The 19,867-nt window shown below is 41.6% G+C and carries 13 protein-coding genes; all 13 read left to right on the forward strand.

Features of this window, described 5'->3' with window-relative positions:
- The first annotated feature begins 234 nt into the window (after window positions 1-234).
- The 13 genes from PVE40_RS06035 (at window position 235) to PVE40_RS06095 (ending at window position 19,867) form a co-directional block, all read left to right on the forward strand.
- Window positions 235-987 carry an isoprenyl transferase gene (locus PVE40_RS06035; protein WP_274730983.1) on the forward strand — a complete coding sequence of 251 codons (753 nt, stop codon included), beginning with the start codon at window positions 235-237 and terminating at the stop codon, window positions 985-987.
- Between the two features lie 8 nt (window positions 988-995).
- Window positions 996-1,796 carry a phosphatidate cytidylyltransferase gene (locus tag PVE40_RS06040; protein WP_274730984.1) on the forward strand — a complete coding sequence of 267 codons (801 nt, stop codon included), beginning with the start codon at window positions 996-998 and terminating at the stop codon, window positions 1,794-1,796.
- 31 nt (window positions 1,797-1,827) lie between these two features.
- Window positions 1,828-3,102 carry an RIP metalloprotease RseP gene (rseP, locus tag PVE40_RS06045; RefSeq protein ID WP_274730985.1) on the forward strand — a complete coding sequence of 425 codons (1,275 nt, stop codon included), beginning with the start codon at window positions 1,828-1,830 and terminating at the stop codon, window positions 3,100-3,102.
- A gap of 108 nt (window positions 3,103-3,210) precedes the next feature.
- A complete protein-coding gene (locus PVE40_RS06050; RefSeq protein ID WP_274730986.1) occupies window positions 3,211-7,539 on the forward strand; it encodes a PolC-type DNA polymerase III in 4,329 nt (1,442 codons plus the stop codon).
- A 165-nt stretch (window positions 7,540-7,704) separates the two neighbouring features.
- The gene (rimP, locus tag PVE40_RS06055; RefSeq protein ID WP_274730987.1) at window positions 7,705-8,178 is read left to right on the forward strand and encodes a ribosome maturation factor RimP; all 474 of its coding nucleotides are present in this window, start codon (window positions 7,705-7,707) and stop codon (window positions 8,176-8,178) included.
- Between the two features lie 23 nt (window positions 8,179-8,201).
- Window positions 8,202-9,530 (forward strand): transcription termination factor NusA, encoded by a 1,329-nt coding sequence (gene nusA / locus PVE40_RS06060; protein ID WP_274730988.1) that lies wholly within the window; start codon window positions 8,202-8,204, stop codon window positions 9,528-9,530.
- A gap of 13 nt (window positions 9,531-9,543) precedes the next feature.
- Window positions 9,544-9,831, forward strand: coding sequence for an RNase P modulator RnpM (rnpM, locus tag PVE40_RS06065; protein WP_274730989.1), 288 nt, complete (start codon window positions 9,544-9,546; stop codon window positions 9,829-9,831).
- Window positions 9,828-10,145, forward strand: a complete 318-nt coding sequence (locus tag PVE40_RS06070) for a L7Ae/L30e/S12e/Gadd45 family ribosomal protein (RefSeq protein WP_274730990.1) — start codon at window positions 9,828-9,830, stop codon at window positions 10,143-10,145. The genes rnpM and PVE40_RS06070 overlap by 4 nt, the downstream gene beginning before the upstream one ends.
- Window positions 10,146-10,158: 13 nt before the next feature.
- A complete protein-coding gene (infB, locus tag PVE40_RS06075; RefSeq protein WP_274730991.1) occupies window positions 10,159-12,432 on the forward strand; it encodes a translation initiation factor IF-2 in 2,274 nt (757 codons plus the stop codon).
- A gap of 29 nt (window positions 12,433-12,461) precedes the next feature.
- Entirely contained in the window at window positions 12,462-12,815 is a 354-nt protein-coding gene (rbfA, locus tag PVE40_RS06080) for a 30S ribosome-binding factor RbfA (RefSeq protein WP_274730992.1), read from the forward strand.
- A gap of 161 nt (window positions 12,816-12,976) precedes the next feature.
- Complete coding sequence (gene glpK / locus PVE40_RS06085) at window positions 12,977-14,497, forward strand: glycerol kinase GlpK (RefSeq protein WP_274730993.1); 1,521 nt, start codon at window positions 12,977-12,979, stop codon at window positions 14,495-14,497.
- Window positions 14,498-14,524: 27 nt separating this feature from the next.
- On the forward strand, window positions 14,525-16,162 hold the full coding sequence (locus PVE40_RS06090) for an FAD-dependent oxidoreductase (RefSeq protein WP_274730994.1): 1,638 nt from the start codon (window positions 14,525-14,527) through the stop codon (window positions 16,160-16,162).
- Window positions 16,163-16,270: 108 nt separating this feature from the next.
- A complete protein-coding gene (locus PVE40_RS06095) occupies window positions 16,271-19,867 on the forward strand; it encodes a PD-(D/E)XK nuclease family protein (protein WP_274730995.1) in 3,597 nt (1,198 codons plus the stop codon).

Here is a 19,867-nt window from a genome sequence, read left to right on the forward strand (position 1 = left end):
TTGATACTTACAACCAAAAATTCCTAGGTCGCAGTCATAAAGGTTTCCAACAGGCCGAAGGCGAGCTCGAACAAATGCTGAGTCAACCGATGGAGAATTAGAAACAATCTACAGTAGGGAAGAACCATTTACACAAAATTATTGACGCTCCCCTTTTCTTTTATTCATTGTTGGTATTAACGACAATGTTTGATAAAATAAAAAGAGTTAACAAGATAAAGGTAGGGAAAAAACATGGCTCTTTTTGAAAGCAAGAATGAACATGCTCTAGACAAAAACGGTCTCATTCCCGCTCACATTGCCATCATCATGGATGGAAATGGCAGATGGGCGAAGAAAAGAATGATGCCACGTGTTTATGGGCATAAAGAAGGAATGAATACGCTCAAAAAAATCGCCATTCATGCTCAGGATCTTGGCGTAAAAGTACTCACTCTCTATGCCTTTTCAACTGAAAATTGGAAACGCCCGAATGATGAGGTCTCCTTTTTAATGAATTTACCGATTGATTTTTTTGATGTGTTTATGCCTGAATTAATCGAAAACAAGATTAAAGTAACCACAATCGGATGGATTGATGAGTTACCGGAAAAGACCAAGAAAATCGTTCAAAATGCAGTCGAAAGAACCAAAGATCACGAAGGAATGATTCTAAATTTTGCCTTCAACTATGGTTCGCGGCAAGAAATGACTGAAGCAATCAAAAATGTAGCTGAAAAGGTACAACGTAAGGAACTCTCTGCAGAAGATGTGACAGAAGAGTTGGTTTCACAAGAAATGTTTACAGGATTTCTTAATGAATACCAAGATCCTGATCTCGTTATCCGTACGAGTGGAGAAATTCGCATCAGCAATTTCCTGCTTTGGCAAATCGCTTATAGTGAATTGTATTTCACGGATGAGTACTGGCCTGACTTCAGTCCAAAATCTTTAGATCAAGCAATTGCGACTTACCAACACCGGAATCGTCGCTTTGGCGGAATATGAGGTGACGAATGAAAACCCGGATTATTACAGGTTTAATTGCGTTAGCACTTCTTTTACCTATTCTATGGATTGGCTCTTGGCCACTTGTAGTAGGTACATGTGTGTTAGGAGTAATCGCAATATCAGAATTTTTTATGATGAAAAAGAAACGCTTCTTCAGTATGACAGGATTGATTACATCAATCAGTACGGTTCTCATTATTCTTCCAGATGAGTATCGTTCGTTTTTCCCAGAAGGAGTTGGAATTTGGGAGCTTTACTTTGTATTTGCCATGATGCTAGTCGTCATGACTGTTCTTTCTAATAATGACTTTACCTTTGATGATGCAGGAGTCTTTATGCTGGCTTCCTTATACATTGGGAGTGGGTTCCATTATTTCGTAGAAACGGCAAATTACGGATTTATGACCATTATGTTTGTCTTACTTATTATCTGGGCAACAGATACAGGAGCTTACCTATTTGGGATGCGTTTCGGGAAACGAAAACTGGCACCAGTCATCAGCCCCAATAAATCGGTTGAAGGTTCACTGGGGGGAATCGTCTTAGCAGTCGTTGTGGCTCTTGTGATGAACCATTTCTTGGGATTGCTGGAAGTGTCTCCAGGTATGATGATTCTTCTTGCTACCCTCATGTCTGTGGTCGGTCAGTTGGGCGATTTAACCGAGTCTGCTTATAAACGCTACTTTGGCGTTAAGGACTCTGGTAAAATATTGCCAGGCCATGGAGGAATTTTGGATCGTTTTGACAGCACCTTATTCGTTATGCCGCTGTTTCAAATCTTCCTAACAATTTATCAACTTAATTGATTTCGTTTTAACGGAAGGGAATGGGCTTCTTTTGATAAAAACAATTCTCACCTTTATCATTATTTTTAGCGTGCTAGTGATTATACATGAGTTTGGACATTTTTATTTTGCGAAGAGAGCAGGCATTTTGGTTCGTGAATTCGCAATTGGAATGGGACCAAAAATCTTGTCATATCGCAAAAATGGAACGACTTATACCGTGCGGTTACTCCCTCTAGGCGGCTATGTACGAATGGCAGGATACGGGGATGACGAGGCCGAACTTCGAGCAGGGATGCCAATCAAAATCGTTTTAGATCAAGACGATCAGGTTACCCACATTAATCTTAGCGAAAAAGAACAAATTCAATCCCTACCTATGGAACTTACCCAATTTGATTTAGACAAAGAACTTTTTGTCGAAGGGATGATCCCTGGTAAAAATATGCCGATTCGTTATTCTGTAAAAAGAGATGCCTTAATTATCGAACCAGACGGAACCGAAGTACAAGTAGCTCCGATTGAGGTTCAGTTTCAATCCGCTAGTCTTTGGAACCGGATTTTAACGAATTTTGCCGGACCAATGAATAACTTCATCCTTGGTATCATCGTATTCTCCTTGCTTGCATTTATGCAGGGCGGTGTAGCTTCCAATGACAATGTACTCGGAGACATCCAGCCTGGAAGCCCTGCTGAAGAAGCGGGCCTCACTCAAGGGGACCGGGTAGTAGCGATTGACGACCAAGAAGTTGGCACATGGCAAGAAATGGTTGTCCTCATTCAACAACATCCTAACGAAGAGATTGCTCTAACAGTAGAAGCTCCAGAAGGCGGCGATACAAAAGAAATTTCAATCACCCCGAATGAAGCTACAACTGAACAAGGTGAATCTTATGGTCAAATTGGCGTATATCAACCATTTGATCAATCGTTCCAAGCGAAAATAACCTTTGGATTTACCCAAACATGGTTGATTATTACTTCAATTTTTAGCTTGATTGGATCCATGTTTACAAGAGGCTTTGATATCAATGCCTTTGGTGGTCCAGTTGCCATTTATGCTGCTACGGAAGAAGTAGTAAGTTATGGATTTATGAGCGTATTAAGTTTCCTTGGTTCTTTGAGTGTAAACCTAGGAACAGTCAACTTATTGCCGATTCCAGCATTGGATGGAGGAAAAATCCTCTTAAACTTTGTAGAAGGTGTCAGAGGGAAGCCTCTCGAACCTGAAAAAGAAGGAATTATTACCGTAATTGGTGTAGGCCTCTTGTTTGTTTTAATGATTTTGATTACCTGGAATGATATCCAACGGTTCTTTTTTGGATAAACACTGAAAGGCGCCTTCCTATATAGAAAAGAACCCTTCCTTGTCACAGATGAACCATTTCCTGTGGCGAGGAGGGGTTTCAAAACGAGTAAAACCAGAAAGAAGTGAATGTGTATGGAGAAGAAAGAACTGTTCCAGAAGCTGTTGGAACAAATTCAATTGCATACGGAACCTGACTACTTGCCTTATTTGGAAGAAGGAGAAGTCGAACAAGTATTAGTATATAAAAAATCGAAATCGTGGACGTTTGTCCTTTCCTTCCCTGATATTCTTCCATTTGAAGTATTTCAAGCTCTGCTCGTACGACTACGGACTTCTTTTAAGAATATCGCAGAAGTAGATGTGCGCTTGAAAACCACTCAACCAAAAATTACGGATGAGAAAATTAGTGACTACTGGCAGATAGCAGTAGAGAGAAGCAACATCTCCTCACCAATCGTGCAAGATATCTTGCGTAAGAGTGCTCCTAGTATTCATAACGGAGTCGTAACCCTTCATTTAGCAAATGAAATCACCAAAAATCATTTGAAGGACAATTATTTAGCAATTATTCAGCAAAATTTCTTAGTGCTCGGCTTCCCAGAATTTCGGATTAAGATTGAGGTAAGTGAAAAAGCTTCTGAAGAAATGCGAAAACAATATAATGAACGTAAAAAAGAACAAGAAGAAATGATGATCCGCCAAGCGGAAGAAAGTTTAAAAGTCTATGAGGCGGAGCAAAGTGCTCGCAATAATGGCGAAGGCGATTCCGGCCCCATCCAGTTAGGGAATAAAATTCCAGATAAAGAAGACCCGCGCCAGATGATTACCATTACGGAAGAAGAACGTTCCGTAGTTGTACAGGGAAATGTCTTTGATAGCGAGGTGCGTGAACTGCGTTCCGGTCGTAAAATGTTACTCTTCAAAGTTACCGACTATACCTCTTCCTTCAGCGTAAAAATGTTCTCGAACAACGAATCTGATGAACAGAATTTTGCCAAAATAAAAAAAGGGAAATGGCTGAAAGTTCGTGGAAGTGTCCAAGAAGACACGTATATGCGTGACTTGATTATTACTGCTCGCGATGTGAATGAAGTACGGGTTCCAGAACGACTAGACACAGCTCCAGAAGGACAAAAGCGAGTGGAACTACACTTACACTCGAATATGAGCCAGATGGACGCTACGAATCACATTTCTGACTACGTAGCTCAAGCAGCAAAATGGGGACATCCGGCTATTGCAATTACGGATCATGCCGTTGCCCAGTCTTACCCGGACGCTCATGCGGCTGGGAAAAAGCATGGAGTAAAAATTCTGTATGGTGTGGAAGCAAACATCGTGGACGATGGCGTTCCCGTTGCCTACAATCCGAGCCATATTGAGTTGAAAGATGCTACCTATGTTGTGTTTGACGTAGAAACGACGGGACTCTCCGCCGTTTACGATACGATTATTGAATTGGCTGCTGTAAAAATGTATAAAGGGAATGTGGTTGATACTTTTGAGGCATTTATTAATCCTCATGTTCCTTTATCGCAGCTCATCATTCAATTAACGGGTATCACCGACCAAATGTTGAAAGATGCTCCTGATGAAGCTACCGTGATTCCTAAATTTAGAGAATTTTGTAAGGATTCGATTTTGGTTGCCCACAATGCTTCTTTTGATATGGGGTTCATTAATAAAAGTTATGAACGAAATGGACTGCCGGAAGCAGATAATCCGGTCATTGATACCTTAGAGTTATCCCGTTACTTGCATCCACAATTCAAATCCCATCGACTGAATACTTTGGCTAAAAAATTTAATATTAACTTGGAACAACATCACCGGGCTGTATTTGATGCTGAAACAACTGGACATTTGTCTTGGATTTTCATTAAAGAAGCAGCTGATAACCATGATATTTTCTACCATGATGAGTTGAACGAAGGAGTCGGTCAAGGGGAGTCATACAAGCAAGCCCGTCCCTTTCATGTCACACTCTTGGCTAAAAATCAGACTGGCTTAAAAGACCTGTTCAAACTTATCAGTGCGGCACATGTCAATTACTATTACCGAGTTCCTCGAATCCCGCGTAGCTTGCTTGTTGAATACCGAGAGAATATTTTAATCGGTTCTGCTTGCAGTAATGGCGAAATTTTCGAAGCCATGATGCAAAAAGGGAAGGAAGAAGCCCTTAATAGAGCCAAATTCTACGATTATATCGAAGTAATGCCAAAAGGGGTCTACAAACCACTCCTAGCCAATGAACTTGTGAAGAGTGAGAGTGACCTAGAAGAAATTATTTCAGAAATCGTATCCATTGGCCAAGAATTGAATAAACCAGTAGTTGCTACCGGAAATGCTCATTATCTCAACCGCGAAGATTCTATTTATCGTGAAATTCTACTTGGTTCGATTAAATCAAACCAAGGGAAAGTATTGCACTTGCCAGAAGCACACTTCCGCTCAACCGATGAGATGCTTCATGATTTCTCGTTCCTTGGAGCAGATGTTGCACAAGAAGTGGTCGTTACAAACACACATAAAGTTGCAGATATGATTGAGGAAGTTTCACCAATCAAAGACAAACTGTATACGCCAAACATTGAAGGAGCGAATGAAGAAATCAGAGCTCTTTCCTATGGACAAGCAAAGAAATTATACGGTGAAAACTTACCAGAGATCGTTGAACAGCGTTTGGAAAAAGAATTAAAGAGTATCATCGGAAATGGATTTGCGGTTATTTACTTAATTTCCCAAAAACTCGTTCTAAAGAGTAATGAAGATGGATATTTGGTAGGTTCTAGGGGGTCGGTTGGTTCCAGCTTTGTAGCTACGATGACCGGAATCACAGAAGTAAATCCTTTAGCCCCTCACTATCGTTGTCCAGAATGTCATTATAGTCATTTCTTTACCGATGGGTCCATCGGGTCAGGATTTGACTTGGAGAAAAAGGATTGTCCAGAGTGCGGGACAACATTAGTAGGGGATGGACAGGATATCCCGTTTGAAACGTTCCTTGGCTTCTATGGGGATAAAGTTCCTGATATCGATTTGAACTTTTCGGGCGAATATCAGGCACAAGCCCATGCCTATACAAAAGCTTTGTTCGGTGAAGAATATGTATATCGGGCAGGAACGATTGGTACTGTCGCGGATAAAACAGCGTTTGGTTATGTAAAAGGATATGAACGAGATCACGGAAGGAATTACTCGCAGGCAGAAGTCGATCGCTTGGCGAAAGGCTGTACAGGAGTTAAACGAACCACTGGCCAGCACCCGGGAGGAATTATCGTTATTCCAGATTACATGGATGTTTATGACTTCACTCCGATTCAATTCCCGGCAGATGACCAGTCTTCCGAGTGGAAAACAACTCACTTTGACTTCCATTCCATTCATGACAATGTCTTGAAACTGGATATTCTGGGTCACGATGATCCGACGATGATCCGGATGCTGCAAGATTTGTCTGGAGTTGATCCGACAACGATTCCAGTGAATGATCCCGACGTAATGCGATTATTCAGTGGAACAGACGTATTGGGCGTTACTCCTGAACAAATTTACAGTAACACAGGAACACTTGGGGTACCGGAGTTTGGGACTCGTTTTGTCCGCGGAATGCTGGAGCAGACGAAACCAGCCACTTTTGCCGAACTGTTACAAATTTCAGGTCTTTCTCACGGAACCGACGTATACCTAGGGAACGCAGAAGTGTTGATTCGGGAAAATAATATTCCTCTGGCAGACGTAATCGGATGTCGGGATGACATTATGGTTTATTTAATCCACCATGGCTTAGAAGATGGGCTTGCCTTTAAGATTATGGAGTCTGTTCGTAAAGGAAAAGGAATTCCAGATGAATGGCAAGCTGAAATGCGAGCAAAAGATATTCCTGAATGGTACATCCAGTCTTGCTTAAAGATTAAGTACATGTTCCCGAAAGCCCATGCGGCCGCTTACGTATTGATGGCCTTACGGGTTGCTTACTACAAGGTTCATGATCCAATTCTCTATTACTGTGCCTACTTCTCTGTTCGTGCTCAAGACTTTGAACTGGATGCAATGGTTCAAGGAAAAGAAAGCATCAAGGCACGGATGAAGAACATCATGGATAAAGGCTTAGATGCCTCTGTTAAGGAAAAAAACGTCTTGACTGTGCTAGAGATTGCCAACGAAATGGTCGAACGAGGTTATGAATTCAAGATGGTAGATTTAGATAAATCGGATGCTACGAACTTCATTATCGAAGGAAACAGTTTGATTGCCCCATTCCGAGCAATTCCAAGTTTGGGTGAGAACGTAGCGAAACAAATTGTTGAAGCACGCAAAGAAAAACCATTCCTATCGAAGGAAGACCTCGCAACAAGAGGAAAAGTTTCTAAAACAATCATCGATTACATGAACGAGCAAAATGTTTTGTCTCAACTTCCAGACGAAAACCAATTATCCTTATTTGACTTTTAAGTAGAATTGCAAGAAAATCCGCATAACAGGCGGTTTTCTTGCAATTTTCATGTTTCTGGTGTATCATAGAAAGGAATAAAGTTGCTAAGGGAGTGAGCGGAAACGCTCGCTCTTTTTAACGCAAAGCACCAGTTAAAATGGTTGTTCAAAAGAGGGAGGGGTATTGTGAGCCGAGTAGTAGAGGTAATAAGAGAGGCTGTCTTACCGATCGTAGAGGAACGCAACTTTGAATTAGTGGATGTAGAATTCGTAAAAGAAGGGAAGAATTGGTTTTTACGGGTGTATATCGACAAACCAGGTGGGATTGATATCGAAGAATGTGCCTTGGTAAGTGAGCATTTGAGCGGTATACTAGATGAGATGGATCCAGATCCAATTCCACAAGCATATTTTTTGGAAGTATCTTCTCCAGGAGCAGAACGACCATTAAAAACCGAGGAAGATTTGCATCGTGCGATTGGCAGCTATGTCCATCTGTCTTATTATCAAGCAATGGAAGGTGAAAAGTTTCATGAAGGAACCCTTCTAAGTGTAACTGATGATACGGTCACTTTGGAAATCAAAGTGAAGACAAGAACGAAAGTAATTGAAATTCCGCGTGAAAAAATTGCCAAGGCTCGCTTGGCAATCAAATTCTAGTAAGATGCAGGGAGTGAAAGATTATGAATAAAGATATGTTGAGCGCATTAGATGTCTTAGAGAAAGACAAAGGTATCTCGAGAGAGGTAGTTATCAGCGCTTTAGAAGCCGCATTGGTCTCTGCTTACAAACGGAACTACGGCCAAGCTCAAAACGTGGAAGTCGAGTTCGATTCCAAAACAGGTGACATTCATATTTACTCCATCAAAGAAGTAGTAGATATGGTTTTTGATTCTACTTTAGAAGTAAGTTTGGAAGATGCACTAGAAATTAACAAGGCTTATGAAATGGGCGACAAAATTCGTTTTGAAGTAACACCTCGCGATTTCGGCCGCATTGCTACTCAAACAGCGAAGCAAGTAATTATGCAACGTTTACGTGAGGCAGAGCGTGGCATCATTTATGACGAGTTCATCGCATATGAAGATGACATCTTAAATGGTGTAGTGGAAAGACAAGATTCCCGTTATATCTATGTAAACTTAGGGAAGATTGAAGCTGTACTCTCCAAACAAGAACAAATTCCTGGTGAAGAGTTCGAGCCGCATGACCGTATCAAAGTATACGTAACGAAAGTAGAAAACACGACGAAAGGTCCACAGGTTTATGTGAGCCGTAGTCACCCGAACTTATTGAAACGCCTTTTTGAACAAGAAATCCCTGAAATTTACGAAGGTGTAGTAGAAATCGTTTCAATCGCACGTGAAGCTGGCGACCGTTCAAAAGTAGCCGTTCGTTCCCGTGACGAAAACGTTGATCCAATTGGAACTTGTGTCGGTCCTCGCGGCCAACGTGTGCAAGCCATTGTCAATGAATTAAAAGGCGAAAACATGGATATCGTGAAATGGGATGAAGATCCGAGCACTTATATTGCAAACTCCTTGAACCCTGCTCAAGTCATTCAAGTGGATTTCCAATCTGCAAACGGCAGTTGCACGGTAGTCGTACCAGACTATCAATTATCACTGGCAATTGGTAAAAAAGGGCAAAATGCTCGCTTAGCTGCGAAGTTAACCGGATATAAAATCGACATTAAATCAGAGACAGACTACAACGAGATCATGGCTGAACGTACTGCGAAGGAAGAATATATTTCAGAAGAAGTTATTTTGGAAGATTCTCTTGTGGACAATGTAGACTACGATCAAGTCTATTCAGAAGCTGAATTAGATGATACAGTAGAGTTTGTTGAAGAAGTAGAAGATTTAAACGCGGAAGATGATATTCGTGAGTACGATGAGATTGCAGAAGACATTATGGATGCTGATGCAGTTGAAGACCGAATTGCAGAAGTGGAGTTAGATCCTGAAGAGGATTATACTGAATTAGTGGAAGGCCATGATGACATCTAAGAGGTGACCAGTCGTGAAAAAGAAAAAAATTCCGATGCGTCGTTGCATCGCCTCGAATGAAATGAAACCAAAAAAAGAGATGGTGCGGATTGTCCGTACACCAGAAGGCGAATTAGCCATTGATCCATCCGGAAAATTGAATGGTCGTGGTGCCTACATCTCTTTAGAGCCAACGTTAGTTGAAAAAGCTAAAAAAGGCGGTTTGATTGAACGACAATTCGAGATGAAAGTAGACGAAGCGTTTTATCAAGAGTTATATGAATATGTGGACCATCAGAAAGCAAGGAGCTTATTGAAATGACGCCACAACAAAAACAACTAAATCTGTTCGGTTTGGCAACTAGAGCAGGTAAATTAGTTACCGGTGAAGAACTTACAATCAAAGCAGTCCAACGCAAAGAAGCAAAACTTGTTGTTGTTGCCGCTGACTGTAGTGAAAGCACCAAACAAAATATCCAAAATAAATGCCAGTATTACAATGTTCCGATTGATTTTGCCTTTAGTAAAGAAGAAATCAGTCAAGCAATTGGGAAAAGCCGATCTATTTGTGCCTTTACGGACAAAGGTTTTGTTGACAGCTATCTTAAATTGAAAGGAACGAACGATATGAAATAAGGAAGGTGAGAACATGGTGAAAAAGAGAGTCTTTGAATTTGCGAAGGAACATAAGGTACCAAGTAAGACGGTACTAGAAACAGCAAAACAAATCGGACTGAACTATCAAAGCCACGTATCAACCATGGAGGACGACGAAATTAAGAAATTAAACACAGCGATGGGGGAACAAGGTAAAACACCTTCTTCTTCTCCACAAAAAAACCAAAACACGAACAAACCAGCAGGCGAAGTGAAAAACAAAGCTACTGCTACAAATGCAAGAAAACCTCAACCAGCTACAAAGAAACCAGCTCAAGCAGCGACTTCAACTGATAAGAAAGCAGCACCACGTACCGCGAATGCACAACCGAAGAAAGATACACAACCACGTGCTAAAACGGAAGGAACCGACGCTCCAGCACGTCGTAATCCGAACAACCGTGGAAAAGCAGATGGTTTCTCCAACAACAGACGCAACAATCGGAACAAGAAGCGTCGTGATACACGTAAATCTACGAAGCCACCTGTACCACAAAGAAAATTCCGTGAACTACCAGAGACATTTGTCTATACGGAAGGCATGAACATTCAAGATGTAGCGAAGAAATTGCATCGTGAGCCAGCGGAAATTATCAAGAAACTATTCTTGATGGGAATTGTGGCAACGCAAAACCAACCGCTTGATTCTGAAACATTAGAATTGATTGCTACCGACTATGGTATTGATGCAGAACAAAAAGTAGAAATTGATATTTCTGACTTGGATGTATACTTTGAAGATGAAGTGAACGAAGACGAATTTGTAACACGTCCACCAGTAGTAACCATTATGGGACACGTAGACCACGGTAAAACTACTTTGCTGGATTCCTTAAGAAATACAAAAGTAAGTTTAAGTGAAGCTGGGGGAATTACCCAACATATTGGTGCTTACCAAGTTGATGTTGAAGGAAAGCCAATTACTTTCCTTGATACACCAGGGCATGCTGCGTTTACAACAATGCGTGCACGGGGAGCAGATGTAACCGACATTACCATTATTGTTGTAGCAGCTGATGACGGTGTAATGCCGCAAACAGTTGAAGCAATTAACCATGCGAAAGCTGCAGATGTTCCGATTATTGTAGCAGTAAACAAAATCGACAAACCAACTGCAAATCCAGATCGAGTGATGCAAGAATTGACCGAACACCAATTGATTCCTGAAGCATGGGGTGGAGATACCATCTTCGTAAATATCTCAGCTAAATTCGGTGAAGGTATCGACGAATTACTTGAAATGATTCTGTTAGTTGCTGAAGTACAAGAACTGAAAGCAAATCCAAATCGCCTCGCAATCGGTAGTGTGATTGAAGCTCGTTTGGACAAAGCAAAAGGCCCAATCTCTACTTTGTTAGTTCAAAGTGGTACACTAAAAATTGGTGACCCAATCGTTGTAGGAAATACGTATGGTCGTGTTCGTGCAATGACAAATGATACAGGCCGTCGTGTGAAAAAAGCAGGCCCATCTACTCCGGTAGAAATCACTGGATTGAACGACACACCACAAGCGGGAGATCGTTTTGTAGTGTTTGAAGATGAGAAAACAGCTCGTTCCGTTGGGGAAGATCGTTCCAAACGTGCACAAGTGGAATCTCGTTCGAAGAATAACCGTGTGACGTTGGACAACCTATTTGACAGCTTAAAAGAAGGCGAACTGAAAGAAGTTGGCGTCATCATTAAAGCAGACGTACAAGGTTCCGTTGAAGCATTGGCAAATAGCTTGAAGAAAATTGAAGTAGAAGGCGTACGTGTTCAAATCATTCATGCGGCAGTAGGTGCCATCAATGAGAGTGACATTACCCTTGCTGCAGCAAGTAATGCGATTATCATCGGATTTAACGTGAGACCGACACCACAAGCGAAGATTCAAGCAGACCAAGAAAGTGTTGATATTCGTCTACACCGTGTTATTTATAACGCTATTGATGAAATTGAAACAGCAATGAAAGGAATGCTTGACCCAGAGTACGAAGAAAAAATCACTGGACAAGCCCAAATCCGTGAAACTTATAAAGTTTCTAAAGTGGGAACCATTGGTGGAGCATTCGTTACAGATGGTGTCATCAAGAGAAACAGTGGAATCCGAGTTATTCGTGATAACATTGTTATCTTTGAAGGCAAGCTGGCTAGTCTGAAACGTTTCAAAGACGATGTACGTGAAGTAAACAATGGCTATGAATGTGGTGTAATGATTGAAGACTATAATGACATTCGTGTAGACGATGTTATCGAAGCCTTTGAAATGGTAGTTATTGACCGCTAAGTATCCATCCTCAAAAAGGAGAGATTAAAATGGCAAATTATCGTGCAGGCAGAGTGAAACAAGAAATTCAACGTGAAGTAAATGATATTTTGGCGAAGCGTGTGAAAGACCCGCGCGTACAAGATGTTACGATTACTGATGTAGAAATTACTGGTGATCTTCAATATGCCACAATCTTTTACAGCACGTTAAATGAATTAGCCAGTGAACGTGAAAAGACTCAAAAAGGTCTTGAAAAAGCAACTGGCTTAATTCGAAAAGAATTAGGTTCACGCTTATCTCTTTACCGTAGTCCTGAAATCACTTTTAAACGTGATGAATCAGTCGATTATGGTAATAAGATTGAAGAATTGATTCGCAAACTTCATGAAGAGCAAGAATAAATAAGAAGCAGAAGAGAGGCCAGGAGATTCGTCCTGCCTCTCTTTTTTGCGCTCTTCAGATCAATTTTTACCTTCATTCATCTTGCTATCTTTCTCAAAACACCTATGGTAAGCTTTTTATGGGAGCGTTTTTATCATTTTTTTGGAAGAAGGGTAGTAAAATGAAAAAACAATATGTGATTGCCATTGATCAAGGGACAACGAGTACCCGTGCCATAATTTTTGATCGCCAAGGAATTCCAAAGTGGTCATTTCAAAAGCAATTAACGCAGTATTTTCCAGAACCTGGATGGGTAGAGCACGATGCCAATGAAATCTGGTTAGCTGTTCTTACCGTTATTGCAGGTGTACTCATTGAATCGGGTGTCAAACCAGATGAGATTGATAGTATCGGAATTACGAATCAACGTGAAACCACAGTTGTATGGGATAAAGAAACCGGTATTCCGATTTATCGTGCAGTGGTATGGCAATCAAAACAAACGAATGACATATCGAATCATTTGATTGAAGCAGGCCACCAAGCCTTTATTCATCAAAAAACAGGACTTGTGATTGATTCTTATTTTTCAGCCACCAAAATTAGATGGATCTTAAACCAAGTAAACGGCGCGCAAGAACGTGCTGAGAAGGGGGAACTACTTTTTGGGACCATTGATAGTTGGATTGTCTGGAAGTTAACAGGTGGGCAGGTACATGTCACTGATTACTCAAATGCCAGTCGGACGATGCTCTTCAATATTTATGACTTAGACTGGGACGATGAAATACTGGCGCTCCTGAATATTCCACGTATCATGTTGCCGGAAGTGAAGAGTTCTTCTGAGGTTTATGGAAAAACGATTGAGGTACATTTTTATGGATATGAAGTGCCGATTGCTGGAATTGCTGGTGATCAACAAGCCGCTCTCTTTGGCCAAACAGCCTACGAGAAGGGGATGGTCAAAAACACCTATGGAACGGGCGCTTTTATTATCATGAATACGGGGAAAGAACCCATTATTTCAAATAATGGCTTGTTGACAACCGTCGCTTATGGAATTGATGGTGAAATTAATTATGCCCTAGAAGGAAGTATATTTGTGGCTGGTTCTGCCATCCAGTGGCTTCGGGATCAAGTCCGGATGTTCCGCCAGTCTCCAGAATCAGAAGAATTTGCGACAAAGGTATCTTCTACAGAAAATGTTTATGTCGTCCCTGCCTTTACAGGTCTGGGTGCGCCTCATTGGGACCAGGACGCTCGTGGTGCCATTTTCGGAATTACACGAGGAACGAGCAAGGAACACTTAATTCGGGCTACATTGGAGTCGTTAGCGTATCAAACTAGAGATGTTATCGATACGATGAGGAAAGATTCTGGCATCGACATTCCGACACTACGGGTAGATGGCGGCGCCGCAAGCAATGATTTTCTGATGCAGTTTCAAGCAGACATTCTGGATGTTCCGATTGAACGTTCGAAGGTAAATGAAACAACCGCTCTCGGGGCTGCTTACCTGGCTGGATTAGCAACCGGATTTTGGTCGAGCCGTGATGAAATTAAAGATTTATGGGAAAAAGACGCTACGTTCCAACCGGATATGGATGAAGAGCTTCGTGAAGACTTCTATTATGGTTGGCAAAATGCGGTTGAAGCGACCAAAGTATTTAAGCATAAACCAATACGAAAGAAGATACAGTAGTGTCATTCAAAAGGTGGGAATGAAGGCATGGAATTTTCAGCAGAAACAAGACGATTGAATCTTAAGGAAATGAAAAACGAACAACTTGATGTTTTAATCATTGGCGGAGGAATCACAGGTGCTGGAATTGCGTTAGAAACGAGTGCCTCGATGATGAAAACTGGTCTGTTAGAAATGCAAGACTTTGCGGCGGGAACAAGCAGCCGTTCCACAAAGTTAGTCCATGGTGGGTTGCGTTACTTAAAACAATTTGAAGTGGAAATGGTAGCTGAAGTTTCAAAAGAGCGGAAAATCATTCACCAAAATGCCAGCCATATTGTTCGGCCTACAGAAATGCTTCTGCCTGTATATCAAGAACCGGGAGCTTCTTTTACTCTTTTTTCTGCCCAGGTTGCTCTCAAGCTGTATGATGAACTGGCAAATTTGGAACAAGGAGAACAGCACACCTTTTTATCTAGCGAAGAGGTCCAAACGCTTCAGTCTAATTTAGCTACCGAGCAATTGAGTGGAGCCGGTTTGTATCTGGACTATTCATCAGACGATGCGCGGTTAACGATTGAAATCTTAAAAAAAGCACACGAACAAGGTGCACGAGTGGCAAATTATGTGAAAGTAACTGACTTTATCTATGATGAAAAAGAGCAAGTAATCGGCGTACTAGCAACAGACCAGTTAACAAACGAAACATACACGATTCATGCATCAGTAGTCATCAATGCCACGGGCCCATGGTCCAGCATGTTGGAAAAAGAAATGATTCTTCGTCCAACGAAAGGCATTCATTTAGTAGTCGACCAATCGCGTCTAAACGTAAATCAACCAATTTATACAGATACCGGATATCAAGATAACCGGATGATTTTTATCATTCCTCGTGGGGGAAAGACGTATCTTGGAACCACCGATACCGATTATGAGGGTGATCTTTCGCATCCACTCGTAACGAAAGAAGAGGTTGATTACTTATTGCATGCAGTGAATCGGCGTTTTCCAGAGGCAAACTTGCGACTTACCGACATAGAAGCAAGCTGGGCAGGAATCAGGCCGTTACTTGCTTCTGGTGACGAAGACCATCCTTCTGCTGTATCGAGAGGAAGTTCACTGTTTCAAACAGAAAAAGGACTGATCACCATTGCTGGAGGGAAACTGACCGATTATCGGCGAATGGCTGAAGAAACTGTTAAAGTGATTGTACAAGAGCTGGAGCGAAAAACGGGCAAAGGTTACGCAACTGTAGATACAAAAAATATCCGTATCTCTGGCGGTGAACTTCCACAAGGAGGAGCTAGAGGAATTTTTATCTCTGAAGCTATTGCGAAGGGGGGAGAGGTAGGTTTATCAGAATCAGAAACCCGTACCTTGGTTGATTGGTATGGTTCAAACATTTTTCAAGTTCTAAAAGGGGAAACATTTGAAGGATTATCCTTCATCGATTCCTTATCTCTTCGGTATGCATTGCAGCATGAAATGACACTCACACCAACCGATTATTTCGCGCGTAGGACTGATCTTCTCTTGTTTAGAGTCCAACACTTGAAGGAAGTCCAAGAAGCGGTGATAGCGGCCATGAGTCACTATTATGGCTGGGATGAGGTCGAGAAAGAAAGACAAGGTACTGGATTCAGACAAGTTTTTGAAGAATCACAATTAACTCACTTAAAATAACCAATAAACCAGGGAAAGCACAGCTTGTGTAGTACCTGGTTTTTTCATCCTATGATAAAATGAGAAGTAGAATGTTTTCTACCAAACCAGAGAGAAGAGGTTGAAGAAATGAGTCTCCAATTTCTAATCGGACCACAGACTGCCGATAAACGAAAAGTCTATATCGAAGAAATGAAAGCATTAATGACAGAAAAACCAAATGCGACGTTCTTTGTCATTGTTCCTGAGCATGCGAAGTTTGAAGGTGAAATGAACATCTTGGAGCAACTATGGCAAGCAGAAGAAAAAGCTAATCCAAACTTTATGGGTTCCATCAATCTGCAAGTGTTCAGTTTCAGTAGGTTAGCGTGGTTCTTTTTGCGCGATCAACCTATTTTTCAATACCGACAGCTGAGTGATGCAGGAATTAGTATGCTGTTACGGAAAATTTTACTGGATAAAGCAGATGATTTGATTTTATTTAGACGTGAAATCGATAAGGAAGGATTTATCCAACAACTTACCGATCTATTTAAGGAGTTGCGCGCTGGAAGAATTCAGGTAGCGGACCTAGAAGTTGCTCTACATCAAGGAGATGAATCGATTCGTCAAGCCGATCGACAGCTCAAGTTGAAAGAATTAGCCATGATTTATGAGGTCTACTGTCAGAAAATGGATGAGGGATATTTGCAGTATGAGATGCTGCTGGAGGCACTGGCTGAAATGGTCGAACAGTCCGACATGACGGATGTTTACTTGTATATCGAAGGATATTATTATTTCTCAGCTCAAGAACTGCAAATTTTGCACTCGTTTCTGCACCACGCAGAAAAAGTAACCCTTGTACTCGATTTAGACAAGCCATATGTGGAACGGGTTCCTGAACTGCATGATTTATTTTATGCAGCTGGCAGCACGTATTTTAATCTCTATCAATATGCCCGATCACATGGTATTCCCGTTCTGCAAGACAAGCGGATTGTTACTCAAGTAGACGGATACCAAGAAGGCATGGTCTCCTTGGATCATTACTGGATCCAAACGACTTCAGGCACGAAACAATCCTCACTAGACTATGAACTTGCTCCCGTTCAAGAGCTGATGGAAGTTTGGGCTTGTGATACAAAACAAGCCGAAATCTTCCATGTAGCGAACAATATCAACCGATTGGTGCAAGAGAAAGGATATCGTTATAAAGACTTCTTAATTTTGGCTCGGCGCGTAGAAGATTATGAAACCATTTTGAGTCCTTTATTTAATAAGGCTAATTTGAGTGTCTTCTACGATAAAGCAGAAGAAATGAGACACCATCCCTTCACTGATTTTATTGATAGTTTATTTCGCATACGGATGAATTATTGGCGTTATCCAGACATTATGCGGCTCTTGCGCACTGAATTACTTGTACCTGCTATGGAGATGGAAGCAGACCTTGCTTCGAAACAAACGTGGCTGGATCAATACCGCGACAAGGTGGACCAAACTGAAAACATCTTATTAGGATATGGCTTTGAAGGAAATGCATGGTTTGAGAAGGACGACTGGCAGGTTTACGACTTCGGCGACGAAGAAGACGGTTTGAATCAAACGCCTGAAGTAAAAGGGCTGGCCGAAGCGAATATAATCAAACGCTTCTTACAAGAGACGCTCCTTCCTTATTATCGCGGTCTGCCAAAAATCAAAACAGGGCGAGATGCGGCTTTGGCGTTGTACCGTTTTCTCGAGCGGAATCGTATTAATGAACAGATTATTTTTTGGCGTGACGAAGCCTTAGAAGCAGGGAACTTGGACCGGGCAAGACAGCATGAACAAGTCTGGAAGACGTTCACTCTCCTATTGGATGAATATGTAGAAACTTTAGGCGATATGCCGTATGACGAGCAAGTCTTTCATGAAATCTTGATGACCGGTTTCGAAACGGCTACCTACAGCATTGTTCCACCTACATTGGATCAAGTCATCTTTTCTAGTATTGAAGGTGCTCGATTTGAACCGGCAAAAGTGGTCTACATCATTGGAGCAACACAGGATCAACTGCCTAAAGCGCACGAGAATCGCTCTTTGTTGACCGAAGAAGAACGTGCCTCCTTGCAACAGTCACTTGGTGAAGAAGGGAAGTACTTGCGACCATCGATTGATCAATCTACCGCGTCTGAACCGTATATTGCGTATCAAGCCTTTTTAGCAGGGAAAGAAAAGTTGGTTGTCACTTATCCAATGAGCAGCGAGGAACAAAGTCGAGTCGCGAAATTGTCTCCTTATGTAGCTCGAATTGCCAAGGACTTTGATATACCGATTCAACACCGAGCAGCAAATGTGATTGACGCAGAAAAAACAGCGAACTTTATGGGAACGAAGATTCAAAACGTTGCCCAATTGGTAAAACTGTTGCGGCATCAACTAACTTCAAACGAAAAAATGCCTCTTTTGTGGCGGAAAATATTATCGTACGTATACCGCGATCAAGATATTCAGCCGGCTATGGCTAGCATTTTTGCCAGCTTGAAGTACAAAAATGTTCCCGCACAGTTAACACCTGAAATTGCTACCGAACTGTATGGGAAGAACTTGTATTTATCAGTTTCTCAGTTGGAGAGCTATTACTTAGATTCATACAGTCACTTCTTAAAATATGGATTACGTTTGAAGGAACGCCAAAAGTATGAACTTTCTGCAGCTGGTACAGGTGAATTCTACCATGAGGCACTGGAACATATTGTGCGCCAAATGCGTGGCAGGAAAGATTTATCCAAAGAAGAAGTTCAACAAATTGCTGAAAATGTACTGAAGAATTTATTTGGATCACAAAAATATGCGATTCTATCCAGTTCCAACCGGATGCGGTTCATTCAGGAACAATTACAGGATACGATTTACCGACTATCCTGGGTGATTCAAGGACAGCGCTCGTTAACAACCTTCGAGAATCTCCGGACGGAAGCCATATTTGGTCAGGCTGGTGTACCGAATGCACTGGAAGGCTTAGAATTTCCTTTATCAGGAGGTAAATCTCTTTCCATTCGCGGTAAGATTGACCGCATCGACAAGGTAGAACAAGACGGCAAACAATATCTCACCGTCATGGATTATAAATCGAGTCGCCATACCTTCCAGTTTGAAGATGCTTACTATGGACTGGCCATGCAAATGATTACCTACTTAGATGTGGCAATGATGAATGCGGAACAACTGATGGTGAATCAAGCTGTACCGGCCGGAGCTTTTTATCTACACGTAAAAAATCCATTTTTAGAAGTATTGCAACAACCGTCTGCTGATCTCTTTGAACAAAAACTAATCGAAGAAAACAAGTGGAAAGGCCTGATTGTGGCTGACCGTACCATTACGGATGCCATGGATCCTCATGTAACAGATGGTGCTTCTTCCTTGGTGCTTCCTTTCCGATATACGAATAAGGGTGAATTTTATAGTAGCTTGAATGATCTGGTCACTCAAGAAGAATTAAACCTGCTGATGAAAAATAACCGGCGCCGTATTCAAGAAGCTGGCGAACGCATCTTGTCCGGTGAACTGCAAATGAATCCGGTAAAAGACCGGCTGTACATTCCTTCTGTACAAGGACCATACCGTGCTGTTTCACAGTTCGACAGCACGTTACGTGAAAACAGATACCGGCGTTTGGAAAAGATGAATAAGAAACAAGTTTTGGAGAGATTAAAAGAAGAATTGCTTCTAAAGGAAACAGAAGAAGAGGAGGAAGAATAG

It is taken from the genome of Jeotgalibaca caeni (genome assembly GCF_028863945.1).
GTDB classification, from domain to species: domain Bacteria; phylum Bacillota; class Bacilli; order Lactobacillales; family Aerococcaceae; genus Jeotgalibaca; species Jeotgalibaca caeni.

What these genes read in the sequence shown, in the direction of transcription:
- PVE40_RS06050 (WP_274730986.1), top strand. Translation starts at nt 3,211, where the DNA reads ATGTGTATGGAGAAGAAAGAACTGTTCCAGAAGCTGTTGGAACAAATT.
- infB (WP_274730991.1), top strand. Translation starts at nt 10,159, where the DNA reads ATGGTGAAAAAGAGAGTCTTTGAATTTGCGAAGGAACATAAGGTACCA.
- PVE40_RS06090 (WP_274730994.1), top strand. Translation starts at nt 14,525, where the DNA reads ATGGAATTTTCAGCAGAAACAAGACGATTGAATCTTAAGGAAATGAAA.
- PVE40_RS06035 (WP_274730983.1), top strand. Translation starts at nt 235, where the DNA reads ATGGCTCTTTTTGAAAGCAAGAATGAACATGCTCTAGACAAAAACGGT.
- glpK (WP_274730993.1), top strand. Translation starts at nt 12,977, where the DNA reads ATGAAAAAACAATATGTGATTGCCATTGATCAAGGGACAACGAGTACC.
- rbfA (WP_274730992.1), top strand. Translation starts at nt 12,462, where the DNA reads ATGGCAAATTATCGTGCAGGCAGAGTGAAACAAGAAATTCAACGTGAA.
- PVE40_RS06040 (WP_274730984.1), top strand. Translation starts at nt 996, where the DNA reads ATGAAAACCCGGATTATTACAGGTTTAATTGCGTTAGCACTTCTTTTA.
- PVE40_RS06070 (WP_274730990.1), top strand. Translation starts at nt 9,828, where the DNA reads ATGACGCCACAACAAAAACAACTAAATCTGTTCGGTTTGGCAACTAGA.
- nusA (WP_274730988.1), top strand. Translation starts at nt 8,202, where the DNA reads ATGAATAAAGATATGTTGAGCGCATTAGATGTCTTAGAGAAAGACAAA.
- PVE40_RS06095 (WP_274730995.1), top strand. Translation starts at nt 16,271, where the DNA reads ATGAGTCTCCAATTTCTAATCGGACCACAGACTGCCGATAAACGAAAA.